At 37.9% G+C, this 17235-nt stretch carries 17 protein-coding genes; 12 read left to right on the top strand and 5 right to left on the bottom strand.

The window, feature by feature from the left end; genetic code table 11:
• Positions 1–128: 128 nt before the first annotated feature.
• The 4 genes from map (at position 129) to ACRRSQ_RS00960 (ending at position 5211) form a co-directional block, all read left to right on the top strand.
• On the top strand, positions 129–917 hold the full coding sequence (gene map, locus ACRRSQ_RS00975) for a type I methionyl aminopeptidase (protein ID WP_440873817.1): 789 nt from the start codon (positions 129–131) through the stop codon (positions 915–917).
• A gap of 29 nt (positions 918–946) precedes the next feature.
• A complete protein-coding gene (gene glnD / locus ACRRSQ_RS00970; protein WP_440873816.1) occupies positions 947–3571 on the top strand; it encodes a [protein-PII] uridylyltransferase in 2625 nt (874 codons plus the stop codon).
• Between the two features lie 67 nt (positions 3572–3638).
• On the top strand, positions 3639–4469 hold the full coding sequence (gene dapD / locus ACRRSQ_RS00965) for a 2,3,4,5-tetrahydropyridine-2,6-dicarboxylate N-succinyltransferase (RefSeq protein ID WP_440873815.1): 831 nt from the start codon (positions 3639–3641) through the stop codon (positions 4467–4469).
• 376 nt (positions 4470–4845) lie between these two features.
• Positions 4846–5211, top strand: coding sequence for a hypothetical protein (locus ACRRSQ_RS00960; RefSeq protein WP_440873814.1), 366 nt, complete (start codon positions 4846–4848; stop codon positions 5209–5211).
• Positions 5212–5255: 44 nt separating this feature from the next.
• On the opposite strand, the gene truC is transcribed toward ACRRSQ_RS00960, so the two are convergent.
• On the bottom strand, positions 5256–6053 hold the full coding sequence (gene truC / locus ACRRSQ_RS00955) for a tRNA pseudouridine(65) synthase TruC (protein WP_440873813.1): 798 nt from the start codon (positions 6051–6053) through the stop codon (positions 5256–5258).
• A gap of 12 nt (positions 6054–6065) precedes the next feature.
• The gene (locus tag ACRRSQ_RS00950; protein WP_440873812.1) at positions 6066–6401 is read right to left on the bottom strand and encodes a YqcC family protein; all 336 of its coding nucleotides are present in this window, start codon (positions 6399–6401) and stop codon (positions 6066–6068) included.
• A gap of 72 nt (positions 6402–6473) precedes the next feature.
• Here ACRRSQ_RS00950 and ACRRSQ_RS00945 point away from each other — a divergent pair, with 72 nt between their 5' ends.
• The 3 genes from ACRRSQ_RS00945 to ACRRSQ_RS00935 all read left to right on the top strand — a co-directional run bounded on the left by ACRRSQ_RS00945 (position 6474) and on the right by ACRRSQ_RS00935 (position 8998).
• Positions 6474–7511, top strand: coding sequence for a DUF3549 family protein (locus tag ACRRSQ_RS00945; protein ID WP_440873811.1), 1038 nt, complete (start codon positions 6474–6476; stop codon positions 7509–7511).
• A gap of 2 nt (positions 7512–7513) precedes the next feature.
• A complete protein-coding gene (locus ACRRSQ_RS00940) occupies positions 7514–7816 on the top strand; it encodes a DUF3301 domain-containing protein (RefSeq protein ID WP_440873810.1) in 303 nt (100 codons plus the stop codon).
• Positions 7817–7912: 96 nt separating this feature from the next.
• The gene (locus ACRRSQ_RS00935) at positions 7913–8998 is read left to right on the top strand and encodes a hypothetical protein (protein ID WP_440873809.1); all 1086 of its coding nucleotides are present in this window, start codon (positions 7913–7915) and stop codon (positions 8996–8998) included.
• A 774-nt stretch (positions 8999–9772) separates the two neighbouring features.
• Here the strand turns inward: ACRRSQ_RS00935 and ACRRSQ_RS00930 are convergent.
• Positions 9773–10414: a GNAT family N-acetyltransferase gene (locus tag ACRRSQ_RS00930; RefSeq protein ID WP_440873808.1), complete on the bottom strand. Its 642-nt coding sequence runs from the start codon at positions 10412–10414 to the stop codon at positions 9773–9775.
• Between the two features lie 146 nt (positions 10415–10560).
• Positions 10561–10935, bottom strand: a complete 375-nt coding sequence (locus tag ACRRSQ_RS00925; RefSeq protein WP_440873807.1) for a DUF3192 domain-containing protein — start codon at positions 10933–10935, stop codon at positions 10561–10563.
• A 212-nt stretch (positions 10936–11147) separates the two neighbouring features.
• On the opposite strand from ACRRSQ_RS00925, the gene ACRRSQ_RS00920 reads away from it, so the two are divergent.
• Positions 11148–11471: a hypothetical protein gene (locus ACRRSQ_RS00920; RefSeq protein WP_440873806.1), complete on the top strand. Its 324-nt coding sequence runs from the start codon at positions 11148–11150 to the stop codon at positions 11469–11471.
• A gap of 71 nt (positions 11472–11542) precedes the next feature.
• Here ACRRSQ_RS00920 and syd read toward each other — a convergent pair whose 3' ends face one another.
• Positions 11543–12115 (bottom strand): SecY-interacting protein, encoded by a 573-nt coding sequence (gene syd / locus ACRRSQ_RS00915; RefSeq protein WP_440873805.1) that lies wholly within the window; start codon positions 12113–12115, stop codon positions 11543–11545.
• Between the two features lie 55 nt (positions 12116–12170).
• Between syd and queF the strand changes: the two genes are divergently transcribed.
• From queF to xni, 4 genes are all read left to right on the top strand, one after another.
• The gene (gene queF / locus ACRRSQ_RS00910) at positions 12171–13025 is read left to right on the top strand and encodes an NADPH-dependent 7-cyano-7-deazaguanine reductase QueF (protein ID WP_440873804.1); all 855 of its coding nucleotides are present in this window, start codon (positions 12171–12173) and stop codon (positions 13023–13025) included.
• 225 nt (positions 13026–13250) lie between these two features.
• Entirely contained in the window at positions 13251–14855 is a 1605-nt protein-coding gene (locus tag ACRRSQ_RS00905; RefSeq protein WP_440873803.1) for a diguanylate cyclase, read from the top strand.
• A gap of 103 nt (positions 14856–14958) precedes the next feature.
• Positions 14959–16308 carry a nucleotide 5'-monophosphate nucleosidase PpnN gene (ppnN, locus tag ACRRSQ_RS00900; protein ID WP_440873802.1) on the top strand — a complete coding sequence of 450 codons (1350 nt, stop codon included), beginning with the start codon at positions 14959–14961 and terminating at the stop codon, positions 16306–16308.
• Complete coding sequence (xni, locus tag ACRRSQ_RS00895; RefSeq protein ID WP_440873801.1) at positions 16309–17154, top strand: flap endonuclease Xni; 846 nt, start codon at positions 16309–16311, stop codon at positions 17152–17154.
• The last annotated feature ends 81 nt before the right edge of the window (positions 17155–17235 follow it).

The raw sequence follows: 17235 nt of genomic DNA, 5'->3' as shown, positions 1-17235 counted from the left end.
ATCATATACAGTGCTTTCTAAGAATAAGAAAAGCCTGTAAAATATCGTGTTACTCGTGTATAAAATACGCGTTAAAAAATTTATAGAACCTACAGCTCAAGTTAGGTTTATACTGCTATGAGGCATGAATGAGCATTGTAATAAAAACGCAAGAAGACATTGAAAAAATGAGAGTTGCTGGTCAACTAGCCGCAGATGTATTGGAAATGATCGCTCCACATGTGGTTGCCGGTATTACCACCGACGAACTTAATACATTATGCGCAGAATATACCGACAAAGTTCAAAATGCTATTTCAGCGCCGTTAAATTACCATGGCTTTCCAAAATCTATTTGTACTTCGGTTAACGAAGTTGTTTGTCATGGCATTCCAAATGACGTGCCATTAAAAGACGGTGACATTGTTAATATTGATATCACCGTGATCAAAGACGGTTTTCATGGCGATACCAGTAAAATGTTTTTAATCGGCAATGTTAGCCCTGAAGATACGCGTTTATGTCGTATCACTCAAGAAGCCTTATATATCGGTCTTAAAAAAGTAAAACCTGGCGTTGCTTTTGGTGAAATTGGCTCTGCGATCCAAAAGTTCATCAAAAAATCGGGGCGTTACTCTATTGTCAAAGAGTATTGTGGGCATGGTATTGGGACTGAATTTCATGAAGAACCACAAATCGTTCACTATAAAAACCATGACAAAACAAAAATGCAAGAAGGCATGTGTTTTACCGTTGAGCCAATGATCAACCTAGGCCGTGCAAATACCGTGTTAGATAAAGAAGATAATTGGACAGTCACCACTGCTGACGGTAAAAAATCGGCGCAATGGGAACACACCATCGTAGTGACTAAAACAGGTTGTGAAATTTTAACACTTCGTAAAGACGATACTATTGGTCGCATTTTACATAACTAATAACTACCAAAAGAATAAGAAGAATAATTGTGAATAGTCAGTCTGTGATACCTGAGAAAATTATTGAAGTACTTGCCATTAATTCAGATGCTTTAACAAGCGCTGAAATATGCTCATTGAGCAATGAATTTAATGAATGGTTAAAAGAACAATTTTCTCAAGTTGATGTTACTGAACTACTGTCTGCCCGCGCCGAATTTGTTGATCAGATCCTGACTAAGCTATGGTGTCAACATCGTTTAGATGAAGATCAAATTAGTTTAATTGCAGTTGGTGGTTACGGCCGGGGTGAACTGCACCCTTTTTCAGATGTTGATATACTTTTATTAACCCAAGAAGAAGTGGAAACTTCTGTAGAAGAAAAAATTGGCGCATTTATTACCCAATTGTGGGATGTGAAACTCGACATTGGCCACAGTGTCCGCAGTACCAAAGAGTGTTTAAAGCAAGCGGTAGACGATGTAACGGTTGCGACTAACTTGATGGAAATGCGCTTAGTTTGTGGTAATGAAATATTAACAAATCACCTTCAGCCGTTATTAAAAGAAGATGTTTTTTGGACTTCGCAAAAGTTTTTTATTGCCAAGCGTGAAGAACAAGAAAATCGTCACCAGCAATATCATGGCGCTGCATATACGCTAGAGCCAAATTTAAAAGCAAATCCGGGCGGACTGCGCGATATTCAAACCATAGGTTGGGTCGCTAAGCGTCACTTTAATGCAGACTGTATTGAAGAGCTTGTTGAACATAATTACCTTACCCGCAATGAATTTTTCGAATTACTTGAGTGTCAAGATTACTTATGGCGAATGCGCTTTGCCTTGCACATAGTTGCTGGTCGTAGTGAAAATCGCCTGTTATTTGATTACCAAGGTGACGTAGCCAAGTTACTTGGTTTTGGTGATGAAGGCAAAGCAGCCGTAGAGCGCATGATGAAACGCTTCTTCCGTATTATAGGTCGCATCGCCGAGTTGAATAAAATGTTATTACAACATTTTGAGTGCGCCATTTTAAAAAGTCATCATCAAGAACAAATCATTCCCATTAACAAAGACTTTGAACTCGTCGACGGGTTAATAAAAGTGGCTAATCAACGTGTCTTTATGCGTTCGGTAAAAATTATGGAAATGTTTTTATTGATCGCCCAACACCCTGAAATAAAGGGGCTGCACTCTGATACGCTTAGACTCATGCGAAATGCACGACGCCGCTTGGTGTCAGGTCTTATCGATTATGCACAATGTCGTAAATACTTTATGGATTTGATGAAGCACCCACGAGGGTTAGGACTTTCTTTTACCCTAATGCATCAAAACAGTATTTTAGGGGCTTACCTGCCAGAATGGCGCAATATTGTCGGTCAAATGCAGTTTGATTTATTCCACGCCTATTCGGTCGACGAACATAGCTATCGTTTGATTAAAAATTTATATCGCTTTAGCCAATCAGAACATAACCATGAATTTCCACTATGCAGTAAAATTGTGCAACGTGTGCGAAAACCAGAATTACTTTATATTGCCGGAATATTTCACGATATCGCTAAAGGACGAGGCGGTAGCCACGCTGATTTAGGCGCTATCGATGCACTTGCCTTTGGTAAAACACATAACATGAGTGATCATGACAGTCGCATGATTTCATGGTTAGTGAAACACCACTTATTAATGTCTGTCACCGCACAGCGCCGTGATATAAGTGATCCAACCGTTATTAAAACCTTTGCAGAAATTGTTAGAGATGAAGCACATTTGGATTATTTATACTGTTTAACCGTGGCAGATATGCGCGCCACCAATGAAAGTTTGTGGAACAGCTGGAAATCAAACCTACTCGAAGAGCTTTATTTTTCTACAAAACGCGCATTCCGACGCGGCCTAGAAAAACCGGTAGACTTACGGGCAAAAATTAGAGAAAACCAAGGCCAAGCATTGGAGATTATTTCTCAATCAGAATTTGATATTGACGCGTTAAAAGCGTTAAGAAAAGAGTTTAAAGCAGATTACTTTTTACGTTATTCGCCCGAACAAATTGCTTGGCACTGTAAAAATATTTTAAAGCATGATCGAAGTAAACCTTTAGTACTAATTAGCCCTAAGCCGTATCGCGGCGGTAGTGAAGTATTTATTTTCACTAAAGAATTTAACAATATATTTGCGTCAACCGTATCCTTACTTGCCAGTAAAAAATTATCGATTCACGATGCTAAAATTATTACCAGCAAATCGGGTTACACCTTAAACACCTTTGTGGTACTTGATCAACGCAATAAGCCAATTGAAGATAGCTACCGCGCACTAGAAATTGCCCAGTCGTTAACAACGACATTAAGCAAAGAACAAACGAAAGAATACTCGTTAAAGCCAGTGGCGAAACGTTTACAGCAATTTAATGTCAAACTTAAACTAAGTTTTATCGACAACAACAGCAACAAAACAACGCTGATAGAAATTATTGCCCTTGACCAACCGGGTATTCTAGCGTGGTTTGCGCAAGTCTTTAATGATTTAAATATTCATATACATTCCGCCAAAATCACCACCTTTGGCGAAAAAGTAGAAGATGTATTCACGGTCTCAAACGCCAATAACGAGGCGCTTTCAGAAAGTGAACAGCAACATTTAGTTTCAATGTTAACGGAAGATATCAGTTAGTATTTTCCGATAACCACCTTATTTAACTTAAATAAAAATTTTAAAATTTAATTGCATAGGAAAAATGATGAGCGAATTACAAAACATTATTGAAGAAGCTTTTGAACGCAGAGCTGACATTACGCCAGGTACTGTGACTTCTGAAGTAAAACAAGCGGTTCTAGACGCGCTTGCTTCACTAAACAACGGCAGCGCACGTGTTGCAGAGAAAATTGCAGGTGAGTGGGTCGTTCATCAATGGTTAAAAAAAGCAGTGCTTTTATCATTTAGAATTTGGGACAACGAAGTCATCGACGGCGCTGAAAGCACCTTTTTTGATAAAGTACCAATGAAGTACGACGGTTACGATAAAGCCATGTTCGAAAAAGACGGTACACGTGTAGTTCCTGGCTGTGCGGTTAGAACCGGTAGCTTCATCGGTAAAGACGTAGTTGTTATGCCAAGCTTCGTTAATATTGGCGCATTTGTAGACGATGGCTGTATGGTAGATACATGGGCGACTGTAGGTTCATGTGCACAAATTGGTAAGAATGTTCACTTATCTGGTGGTGTCGGCATTGGTGGTGTTTTAGAGCCATTACAAGCGGGTCCAACAATTATTGAAGACAACTGTTTCATTGGCGCACGTTCTGAAATTGTAGAAGGTGTTGTGGTTGAGGAAGGTTCAGTTATTTCAATGGGTGTTTACATTGGCCAAAGTACTCGTATTTTTGACCGTGAAACAGGTGAAGTTCACTACGGCCGTGTACCAGCAGGTTCTGTAGTTGTATCAGGTAACTTACCTTCTAAGTGTGGCACTTATAGTTTATACGCTGCAATTATCGTTAAAAAAGTAGATGCTAAAACACGTGCTAAAGTAGGTATTAATGCCTTACTTCGCTCGGTAAGCGAAGAATAAGCGAGTATTAGTTAAACAGCGCTTAGTCGCTATGTTTAACCTCTAAAATATCACTCCGCTAAATAATGCTTTTAAGCACTATTTAGCGGAGTTTTTTATTTTCTCTACCTTGTAAATTTCAAGCATACTCCCTCACGTTAAAATTTTGACGCCATCGCAAAACAAAGTTTTCAAAGCGACTTACCTTTAGCGTTAAGCAATGTTTTTTTTCAAAAAAATTAAATTTATAATTAGATCTGAATTATAAATTTTTCTTAACTTTCAAATAACTGCATTTTTACCTATCAGCTAATACTTAATGCTCCATCAGCGTCAATTTTTTTTGGCATAACACTTGCCATCTAGAGTTATTATCCATCAATTTTAGTAGCGTGCCATGACATTATTTAAACAGTTGGTTTGCCTTATTAGTGTATTAATACTCAGTGCATGTAGTTCAACAAGCAATAATGATTACAACGTGATCGAGCGTGACTACTTAAAAAAGCCATTGGTTTCTGATCACCAATTAAAACTGTCTTTATTAAACCGCCCTATTCCGCAAGATCAATTAATGATGCTAGCATTTGCACAAGCCAGACAAGAGCAGCAAAAAACTAATGAGCTAGCATTTGTTAACTATGTACAAATTAAAGGTGAAAGAGGTGAAGATGAAAACGATGTACCGTCAAGTCGACGTGTCTCATTTCATATTAGCCAAGACAATAACGCAGTCAGTATTTTAGGGCCAAGCCAACTTTAATTAGCCAAGCTTCTTATGTATTTTCTAATAATAAACTGAATATATTAATATTGAACAAGCTCGTCTTCTTGCCACGATAATAGCTTAAACGCATGTAACCACTTTTCATTAAATTTGGCTTGAATAACCATTGGCTGTTTCGTCACCGGATGAACAAAGCTTATTTTCTGCGCAAACAACATTAACTGTTTGAACTTAAAATGCTCAATAAAAAAGGGGTTTTGTTTGTTGTCACCATAATTAATGTCGCCAATTATCGGATGACGTAAATGTGCTAAATGACGCCTGATCTGATGCCGACGACCTGTTTTCGGTAAACACTTGACCAAGGAGTAACGAACACTTGGGTATTTGCCAACTGCAATTGGCAATGTCGCTTGAGCAAGGCTTTGGTAGTGCGTTTGTGCTGACTGCGCTGGTTTATCAACATTGGCATATTTGTCGCCAATTTTGTCTAACTTTTCTTTAAGGGCGTAATCAACCAATCCTTGTCCACTTAAATGACCTCTCACCAAAGCATAATACGTTTTCTCTAGTTGGTGCTGACTAAATAATTCCCCCATTTGTTGTGCCACCTCTTTGCTCAAGGCAAATAGCAATACACCTGATGTTGGTTTGTCTAAACGGTGCAAAGGATAAACGTATTTTCCTATTTGATCGCGAACAAGCTGCAAAGCAAAATACTTCTCATCTTTATCCATAAAGCTACGATGGACAAACAAACCAGCAGGTTTATCGACAGCAACAAGGTGCTCATCTTGATATAAAATATCTAATACCGGCTTATCTTCATCGTAAACATCTGAGCTTAATTCGGTTTGAGCCGTTAACTTATTATTCATCTTGATCTTAATTTATCCATTTTTCTCTGACAATAATTGCTCAAGCTCGCTTAACGTATCTAATAAGGGTTTAGCATCAGCACCAAGCTTTTTAAATGCATCTTCTGCGATAGGCGTTATTAACATGTTGTTAGGTAAAGGCTGGTTATCTTCAATCAATAAATGAATGCGCGCAATAAATACAAACTGCAGCCATTGTTGAAAAGTTAGCGTATCAAAACAAAATGGCATTTTACTTTGCAATGCCTTTGCAGGCGGCGTTTCACTTTGCCATAAAGATAACGACTTTAAATGGGCTTCTAATGTCGCGAGTAAGGTTAAGGTATTTTCAGTTAACGAGCGATTCATATACTTTTTTACATTGGCGTTAAAAGGCTATTATCTCTATAATGGCGCCATAATTCGATTGCTATTTTTATTATGACAACAATTTCTACTATTTCCGAGCTACTTAGCCTTTCCGACTCTCAATACCGAATTTATGATATTGGCCGACGCATCGACAAAATCTCAAAGGCAGATTTTAATAAAATAGAAGCAAATCAATTACCTTACCCATTTCCATCTCAAGGGCACGCATTTGTTGCCATTGCATTTTGGCAAAAAAAGTCTCCACAACCTTATTTATGGTTTGTAAAACTTCCTTTAGATGAACGTGGCTTATTAAATCTCGCCAGTAGAAATCACTTTATTGAAGTTATTATTACCGCATTGGGTACTGACTTAAGTGTCGACCCTACTGAGAAACAAGAAGAACTACTAAAAAGTAACCCATACCACTTTACGCCGTCGCAATATAAGCTCGCTTTCATTAATAGTTTATTAAAAGCTGAACTAAAACAACCTAATAGCGTTTATTATCAAGGTGTTCAAAACTACTTAACTGAGCAGAAGTGGGATAATTGGCAAACAATCGGTGTACAAGGTATTACCGATCTTTGTGCGCGTTTAGCCTTGGAAAACAATAGAGAATTAGTAAGTACGGCTTTTGAGCACTTGCCAGAGCAAGTCTTGTTACCCGTTTGTTCAGCACTTGAAAATATCAGTTTAGATGTAAATTTAATCGATAAAATCATCGCTAAATACGCCGTTGTGGAACAAAATAACCTTTTGCTAAAAACCCATCTACTGCGCGCATTAGCATCAAGCTGTGAGCATCCTCATGTAATGCAGTTTTTTGACAAACTCTTACAGCAAAGTAATTTGCCAGAAGATATTATCATTGCCATTGCAGCAAGATGTTGGCAAGTTTTGCATCAACCTGCGTACATGATGAATTATTTGGAAAATATCGCCCAAGGTGATGCCAGTGAGATATTTTCGGCATTATTTAAAGATTTAGTTGCGATCCCATTACTGCGCCCCATTCTTTTTCAATGTATGAGAGAGCCTAACCGCAGCGATACTCTTGCTAAAGCCATAGGCTTACTATTTAACCAAGTTGGCTCAAAAGGTTAGTAATGGAAAACATTTATTTTTTACTTATTGTTTGTCTTATCTTTTGGTATTTTGTTTATTTGCGCAAAGTATCTGAAGTTGCTCGTATGCATGCCAAAAGATATTGCGATAAGGAACAACTTCAGTTCATCGCCATCGCGAGACGCTCGAGCAGATTAAGTTTCTCTAAAAAAGATGGTATTTATTGGTACAGTTTGTTTGATTTGGAATTTAGTGGTGATGGTGAATCACAACATCAAGGCGTGCTGAGCTTAAAAGGTTATAAGCTTGATGACATATCATTGCCGGTATATCGCATTCACTAATTGATTCAATCAAGATTAAGTCGCGTAATTGCGGTAGTTGTAAATTAAGAAGGTGTACTAGCAATAAATGCTAGTGCCTATTTCATCGGAGGTTTTGTGCAGTTTTTAAAGTCATTAATTTGTTGGCAAGGTTTTGATAACCGAAATCGTTTTTTTGCCATTCAAAGTGCAAGTTACATTAGCTTTATCGTACTTACCCACCTCTTTGCACAAGCGACTGTTTTCTCAATTTTTGTCTTGCTTACATGCACTGCCTTGACGTTAATCAGCACTCGACGTCGATTAAATGATAGTGAATTAACAAAGAATTGGTTATATCTACCACCTGCCCTGTTTTTGCTATTGGGCCTTGTTATTGTATTGCTCAATCAACCTATCGCCTGTTGGTTGTTAGTTTTGCCAATGCTAATAACCAGTGTGTTATTAACCTATTCTGAAAAAAATAACAAAAACTATATTTTAGGTTATTGGGGTCCTGTAGATTTAAGTGAATTTGCAAAACCTGCGGTTAAACAACGCAGCACTAGAATTGAACCTACACTTGCCCACGCAAATGGCGGTTCTGCTGTGCAGCAAACGCCTGCTTATGAAGCTGATACTTTTCAAGATGAACATATTAACCAAGGTGTAAGCGCAGGTAAAAATGACCTAGGTGAAACCATACGGCTAACGTTATTAAAGAAAAAGCCAATCGTTATTGCATCAGTTGCTGCTGTTGTCGTTATTTTGATCTTGATTATCGCGAATGCTTTAGTATCAACCGAAACCGTTGAAGAACAGCAGGTGCAGGAAGTTATTGAACAAGTACCGGTAGAGCGACTTGCCAAAATCACCTTGCCTGATGACTTTTCATTGATGTTATCAAGTTATGATGGATTAACCATTGAATGGCAAGCCGATCAAAGCGAGCAAAACTTGCTGTGGTCTCAACAAACGGCAAGTGGTGACAAAAGCTGCTCGGTGATAAGGTTTAACAATGGTGATGAAATAAGAACCTTAACCGTAGATGTTGAATCAGGTAGTCAGTATTTTGCCAACTTTTCGCCGCTTGATAGTAAAAAAATAGTCAAGTCTCTGGCGTTGCGTGGCAGTTTCACCTTATGTGGTTACAGCTTTTCACTGAAAGGAAGTCAGGCGGTATTAGGTAAGCATGCAAAATATGCTGATTTTTTAAGTAACTAATGAGGGCTTTCAGAATTCTGCCAGTTCGATAAATTCAACTAGCGGGTAAGTAAAAGGCGGCTATCTTTTACTTGAACATCTAAGGCTAAACCTTAGAAAAAGAATTAGAAAAAAGACATAAAAAAATGCGGCTCTAAGAGCCGCATCTCAATAACTAGCTTATATATTGCATCCTGCAAATTTAGCATCCCTGATCTTCCATGAAAACTATCCGTAGTCTATCCTAGTAAATCCTTTCACTTCCATTGGCTATCCTAAGCCGCAAATTATTCTAAATATGCTAGCGTCTTCCTTAAGCTATTATTTGTCTTCCTGACGGCTTATGTCCATTAGCCAATCCTTTTACATCCATGTTGTAACTTATCCTAGTTACTTAACTTCAATCCTAGAAGTTTCCATCATCATCCATTAAGGCAAGTTTTCCAAAACTCGTGTCGTCCTGACATGGTTAATATTACGTTATTGAACTTTTTTTCGAATGACTAACTCGAAAATATTCCTCACCCCAGCAGTAATAAAATTTCTAAAGAACATACATTAAACATTAAAAACAACAACTTAACAAAAGCTAACAGGCGATTAACAACATGAGACACATTTATATCTCACAACGATGTGAGACATGTCTTACATCAAGAGGGTACAAATAGGAACTAGATGACTTCACGCTAAAAATATACTGAGGAATAATCAAACAAAAGGCGTGCACAGTATGAGCACGCCTTTGTCATGGAACAATATTTTAATTGAAATTATGTTGTTAATTCACAGTTGTTACTGTTGCCGATAATGGATCATCAAAGCGCCAGACACTTTACCAACATTAACCTCATTAACAATTTCATAATTAACATCGCTAAAAAATGTCCGGTATTTATCTGTAGTCGCAAATACAGCAACCCCTTCACTTTCAGGGTGATCATCAAGCACAGTATTTACCGCTGCCAATAAGTAATGCCCAAAACCATGCTGCTGATGTAAAGGGTGAATGGCGATAAACGAAAGCATATGGAATTTTTTTAACGGTATTGCAGATAAAATGATGTTCTCTTTTTCAATCATTTGTTTAGTACTAAAGTACCCAGCACTTAATAACATTTTAAGACGCCAGTGCCAAAAACGTTCAGAGCCAACACCGTCACCAGGCGCATTTAAGCAGGCAACGCCAACCATAGCTTCACCAAGGTACAAACCTATCATTGGTTGCTTTGCTTGCCAAAAGACACTAAGTTCTTCACGAATGGAAGCTCTTAGTCTTTGCTCATAGTCTTCTTTTTCGCTATTAAAAATTTCTAAAAAAACAGGATCGTCATGATAGGCTTGATATAACAAAGAGGCCGCTAATTTTAAATCTTCCGCCGTTAAATATATCGCTTTGATATCAGCCTTGGGTTTTTCGGTTAATACACTAGTCATTAAATTTCCCCCTTATCTTTATAGATGTTGTTGTTATTTTAACCACAATAGCAGGAATTTTTATATGAGGTCAAACACAAAAGAAAGATGGGAAATAGAACAGGAAGGAGGAAGAAAAACAAATTCCTTCCTCAAATTAAACCAAATTAAAGCTGTTGAAACGCCGTGTCGCCCCAGCTAACCAAGACATTATTTTTGAAAATTAGCGGCGTACATTCATCTTTCGACGTTACTCCATCTTTATGCGCACGCTGTGTTCGATAAAAAAGCACTTGAACGTTTTCACCATCTTTTTGGTAAACTTCATTAAAGTCGGCAATACCAAACTCTTTTTGCACCGCATGAATACTTGTTTCCGGCACTAGCTTAGAGATTTTTTTTCGATTGGAATACTCACGATCTTCAAAGTCAGCAGAAAAGCCATGACCATTACCTGCGTCATCACCAATTTTAACAACACAGCCTGATAAAGATAACGCCAATGGCGCTGCGACAAGTAAAGCTAATACAGATTTTTTCATTTGATACTCTCTCTAAATTAATTGGTAATAAGTCACTAGGTTAGCGACATGTTAACTAACCGCTAACCAGTATCAGCAACAACCAAACCAACTTTTTAATCTATTGATATAAAAGAGTTTTTTAAATCCACGTAAAATTCAAACAAGACAAACTTAGTAAAATTGGCTAAAATATCGCAAATTTAGTTAATTCCACTTAGCAAGTGAGCAAAATGACAATATCTGATGAAATTTTAATCATAGCCAATCGCCTTGCCAATCAAGGTAAAAAGCCAAGTGTTGCTTTGGTCAAAACCAAGTTAACGCAGCAAGTACCATTGCCAACTATTATTCAGACGCTAAAAACATGGCAACATGATCCTGAGTTTATCGCGACAGCGAACCAAGCAACGACAGAAACTAAAGCGAGCACGAATCTAGCAACAGCGAAGGAGCAAGAAATACAACAAGCCATTGCTTTAGCAATAGCGCCCCTTCAACAAGAAGTTGCGCAGTTAAAAGAACAAGTCGCATTGTTGTTAACTAAGATGAAATAACTTAAGCAGTACTTTTTATTGATAAGCATGCTTAAGCGATGCTAGTTAAATAGCATGTAGGAACGACGGGGTTAGTCACTAAACTTTGAAAAATCAGGTGATAAGGTTGATAAAAACTCAGCTAAAGACTCTGCCAATTTTTTATGAGGTTCTTTCCCCACTCGTTCAACCCAAACTTCTCCGGTGTCATTATTTACTGAAATAATATGCTCATCATCATCGGTTGCCGCAATAAACACGGTCAACGCTTGTTTTAGCTTTTTCTTCATGATGATATGACCAATAATGTTACCTTGCAGACGTTCAAAGTCATCTTTATTCCAAGCAAATAACAAATCTAACCCGCCATCAGCGCAACTCATCGACAATGCGTCACTATAGATAGAAGTAAAATACGTTTTTATATCGTCGTGTAACGTCATTTCAAGCGCTTGCTCAACATTGTCAAAATCTAGTGCTTCAATGTCGTTAACTGGCTGCCAGGTGATGTGTTTATCATCGAAGGTTTCTTGCTCGCAAGGTGACAACCATTGTTCATCTTTTTCGATTAAAGGTAAGTGAGAGAACTTTTCACGGTAAGCTTGCAGGTATTTCTGCGCTGTTTGCCATATTATTTCAGATAAAGCGGGATTAGTTATTTTCATCGAGCCAAGAGTTCCTTTAAAATAGGGGAATATAAAGCAGCAGCAATTGTAAACTATGACTACTTATCAAAACGCCACAGAGCTTAACAAATTAACTTTAGGTAAAACAACTCAGTATTGTAGCAATTATGATGCAAACCTACTGCAAGCAGTACCAAGAAGCTTAAATCGTAATGACTTAGCGCTAAATGCAGCAGAACTTCCCTTCCACGGCGAAGATGTTTGGTATGGCTATGAATTATCTTGGCTCAACAGTAAAGGCAAACCTGTCGTTGCCGTTGCCGAATTTCGTTTTCCTTGCTCTAGTGTCAATATTGTTGAGTCAAAATCATTTAAGCTTTATTTAAATAGCTTTAACCAAAGTAAATTCGCCTCAAAAGAACTCGTTAAGCAAACGCTAACTAACGATCTTTCCAATACTTGCCAAGGCGTTGCCCAAGTGCGCCTTTTTGCGGTTGACCAATGCCCTGCATTAGCAATTGCACCAAGTTCAGCAAAATGTATCGATGATCTTGATATTAGTATCGATAATTATGAGTTTGACGCGAGTATTTTAGAAGGGGCGCAAACAAATGAAAACGACGACATAAAGAACGTTCATTTGGTCAGTCATTTATTAAAGTCAAACTGCTTAATTACCAACCAACCCGACTGGGCAAGCCTATATATAAGCTATCAAGGGAAAGAGATTTCCGAAGAAGCACTACTTAGGTACATCATTTCATTTCGACAACATAATGAGTTTCACGAGCAATGCGTTGAGCGAATTTTTTGCGATTTACAAAAATATTGTCAATTAACACAGTTAACTGTATTTGCACGCTATACTAGACGCGGTGGTTTAGATATAAATCCTTATCGCTCTACCGACGATAATATAGCACCAGACTTAAGAACCTTGCGCCAATAACAGACTAATTCGTATTAAACGTTAACCTTAATATTGATTGGGTCAAAAAAATGTTAAATATTAAACGAGTTTACTGACATTTTTGATGGTTGTGTTTACAATGAAGGTAATGATAAAGCACTGAAAATTTGAATTGTTCACAGCTTTGCATACATCAATCGCTATTGCAGCATAACGTAAATGGCAATTGTTTATAATGGATCGTCACAAAGGTACATTGCGTATATGAACGACAAGTTAAAGCCTCTTGATCAAGTCGAGCGCTTAAAAAGGAAGTTAGAGTCTGCTGTAAGCTCGCGCGCCATTTTAGAGTCAGACTTTAAAACGCAAACTTCTTTACTTATTCAATTTATCGGTAAACTTAGCCAAGTCTGTAAAGGTATCGACCTTGAACTAGACAACAAACTCGCTAATTTACGTTCAATGCTTAATAAGTCTGCACCCTTATCTGAAATTGAACATCAAATTGGTGTCATTAGCCAGTTATTGCAACAACACTCGAAAGTGAATGAAGTTAATCTTCATCAACTTCACCAAGAACTGACTCATGCTGGTACCGCTTTACAAAAAACTAACGGCCTACCACCAACTCTTCGCAGGGAGCTCCGTGCTTTCTTATCTGAATGTGAAGAAAGCAAAGATGCAATTGTGCAATACGTTCCCTTATTACGCACGTTAATTGAGTTTTACGATACAGCCTTAAAAGCGAAAACAGATATTCCAAAAGGTGGATTGTTAGCAAGCATTAATAACAAACAAACTGCTACCACTGAAGTAGAAGACAATACTGCTGAATTAAAGCCCATCATAGACAAGTTGATCGCGCTTATTAGTCAACTTGAACTTTCTAACGGCTACGACAAACAGCTTTCTGAAATTAAGTTAAAGCTCGATAGTGATATGCCAGTGGATTTTTTACTGGAAAATTTCACCCACGTATTTAACTTGATCATTGCAGAATTTAGACAAGAACGTAAAACCGCGCGTACTTTTTTATCAACGCTTAGCGATACATTAAGCACGGTACAAAATGCGGTTAGCAATACAATTTCGGTCTCTAATAAATCGAAAGCGACCCATGCTAAATTAAACAGTCAGCTTGATAAGCAAATTAAAGAAATGACGGAAGTTGTTGATAAAGCAACATCTTTAGCTAAAATTAAAGTAGACATTAATGGCAAGTTACATGCAATTGTCAATACCATTGAGCTTAAGTCTGCATTTGAAAAGCAGCAGCAAAAAGAGATTGAAACTCAACTTGCTAGCATGAAAGACAAAGTTAATGAGTTAGAGCAGCAAGGCGAAACATTCAAAAAGCGTATCGAAGACCAAAAGCTAAAAAGCTTACAAGACGCGCTGACTAAACTCAATAATCGCGCAGCTTTTGACGACTATTTTGCTCAGCAAATTGTGCGTTTTCATCATACGCCATTTGAACTTGCCATTGTTGTGGTCGATTTAGATAACTTTAAACGCATTAATGATACCTATGGCCATACCGCAGGTGATAAAACGTTACAAGTTATCGCCAATACTTTAACCAAGCAAATTGGCGATGAAGGGTTTATTGCCCGTTATGGTGGTGAAGAGTTTGTATTAGTGTTTTCTGGCTTAAATAAAAAGCAATTAATGACAAAGCTCAATAAACTAAAAACACACATATCACGATTACCGTTTAAATTTAAAAATAATAAAGTGAGCATAACAACCTCTGTTGGCGCTACACATATTAAAGAAAGTGACAATGTTCATATTTCTTTTGAACGTGCCGACCAAGCTTTGTATCAAGCGAAAGCCGACGGGAAAAACCAAGTTATTTATATCGAGTAATTACATCTAGCATTTATATCAAGGGGCTTACTTTCATTTATATTCCCATGTCTTTTTTACCACGAGTAAGCCTTAATTTTCTATGTTGTCAAAGGAGTCGATTATGCATACCCAAATAAATCCTGTTGGTAATATGAATTTGTTGTCTCAACTCGAAGTTGATCAACTCCAGCAATCTGTCACTAGCGACTTATATCAACTCTACCGAAACTGCTCTTTAGCGGTGTTAAACGCGGGTAGTCACACTGATGATGCCGAGCAAATCTATCAACAATATTTAGACTTTAATATTCAAGTATTAAGACGTGAACGTGGTGTTAAGCTCGACTTAACCAACCCACCGGAGCATGCTTTTGTTGATGGTAAGATCATTCGTGGTATTCAAGAGCATTTATCTGCTGTTTTACGCGATATTTTATTTATCAATCATAGATATCACAGTAATAATTTTTCATCTGAACAAATCACGCATATCACCTTTGATATTCTTCGTAATGCCCAAGTGATTAAACCCGAAACAGACCCTAATTTAATTACCTGCTGGGGTGGCCACTCAATTAATCAAAATGAATATAAATACACAAAAGCTGTCGGCTATCACTTAGGGTTACGTGGTTTTAATATTTGTACCGGTTGTGGTCCTGGCGCAATGAAAGGCCCGATGAAAGGGGCGACCATAGGGCATGCAAAACAGCGAATTAAAGAAGGTCGTTATTTAGGACTTACTGAGCCTAGTATTATTGCGGCTGAGCCCCCTAACCCAATTGTCAATGAACTGGTGATCATGCCAGATATCGAAAAACGTTTGGAAAGTTTTGTTCGTGTCTCGCACGGCATTATTATTTTCCCAGGTGGCGCTGGCACTGCAGAAGAGTTACTGTATATTTTAGGCATTATGCTTAACAGTAAAAACCAAGCGCAAAAATTGCCGATTATATTAACGGGTCCAAAAGAAAGCGCTGCTTACTTTGAAGAAATCGATAGCTTTATAGGTGCAACACTTGGTGAAACAGCGCAGCAGCTTTACCAAATAATTATTGATGACCCACAAGCCGTTGCCACCGCTTTAAAAACGGGGCTAGAAGAAGTGCTTACCTACAGAAAATTTGCAGGTGACTCCTACCATTTTAACTGGTCGCTTGTTATCGAACCCGACTTTCAAAAACCATTCGAGCCAACCCATGAAAATATGGCGGCACTTGAAATAAGCACCGAGCTTGATACTGCAACACTTGCTGCGAATTTACGTCGCGTATTTTCAGGGATCGTTGCTGGCAATGTAAAATCATCAGGTATTAAAGCTATTCGAAAACATGGCCCGTTTCATATTTCCGGGCAAAAAGATATTATGGAGCGCATGGATAAACTATTAGCTTCTTTTGTTAAACAGCAAAGAATGAAACTGCCTGGCAGCGAATACATTCCTTGTTATCAAGTCGTTCGAGGCGATTAAATGTCGGCACACTTAGTATTAATCGATGCACTAAATTTAATTCGCCGCATATACGCAGTGCAAGAGCGCCCTTTTTTGTTAAACAATGAATTGGCTGAAAACACGGTAAAACAAGTTATTTTTAATACCATGCGTGCTAGCTCTCAGGCGATGGAAAAAATAATTGAAACCTTGCAGCCAACTCATATGCTAGCGGTATTTGATAGTAAGCAACCTTGTTGGCGCTATCAGCTCTACCCTGACTACAAAAAAGGTCGCAAAAAAATGCCTGCTCATTTAGAGGCAAGTTTGACCGATATTCAAGACGAATTTATGAATATTGGCATCGACTCCTTAGTGTCAGAACAAGATGAAGCAGATGACTTAATTGCCACCTTAGCGGTTAAAGTGGCACTAAAAGGACAAAAAGCGACAATTGTCTCTACCGATAAAAGCTTTTTATCTTTGCTCAATCACAACATTGAAGTGTACGATTATTTTCATCGTCGCTATTTAGATAACCAACATGTAGAGCAAAAGTTTGGTGTAAAGTCTAACCAACTTTTGGATTTATGGACGTTAACCGGTGACAATACCAATAAAATTCCAGGTGTTGCGGGTATAGGCCAAGTTACGGCGTCATCATTGCTCAATCAATATGGCTCGTTAGAAGCAATATTATCAGCACAAGATCTGAAAAAATCAGTCGCAGAAAAATTGCAAGACTCCAGTGAACAAATCAATCTAAGCCGTCAACTACTGTCATTAAAGCAAGACATCCCACTTGGCTTTAACCTCAAAGATATTCGCTTAGAATATAATCAAACCGACAACGCTGATAAACAAGTTGCAGGTAATCACGATTAAGTTACATATTTTTACGACAGGTAGACTGGGCTTTAATTATTTTTCACTTATAGTTAAGCTTGTTAATAAAGTGTCAAAACA

Origin of the sequence: Thalassotalea sp. PLHSN55, from assembly GCF_052030545.1 — a bacterium.
Taxonomy (GTDB): Bacteria; Pseudomonadota; Gammaproteobacteria; order Enterobacterales; family Alteromonadaceae; genus CANMXU01.
Note: the sequence above shows the minus strand (reverse complement) of the source record. Positions and strands in the feature narration are given on the sequence as shown.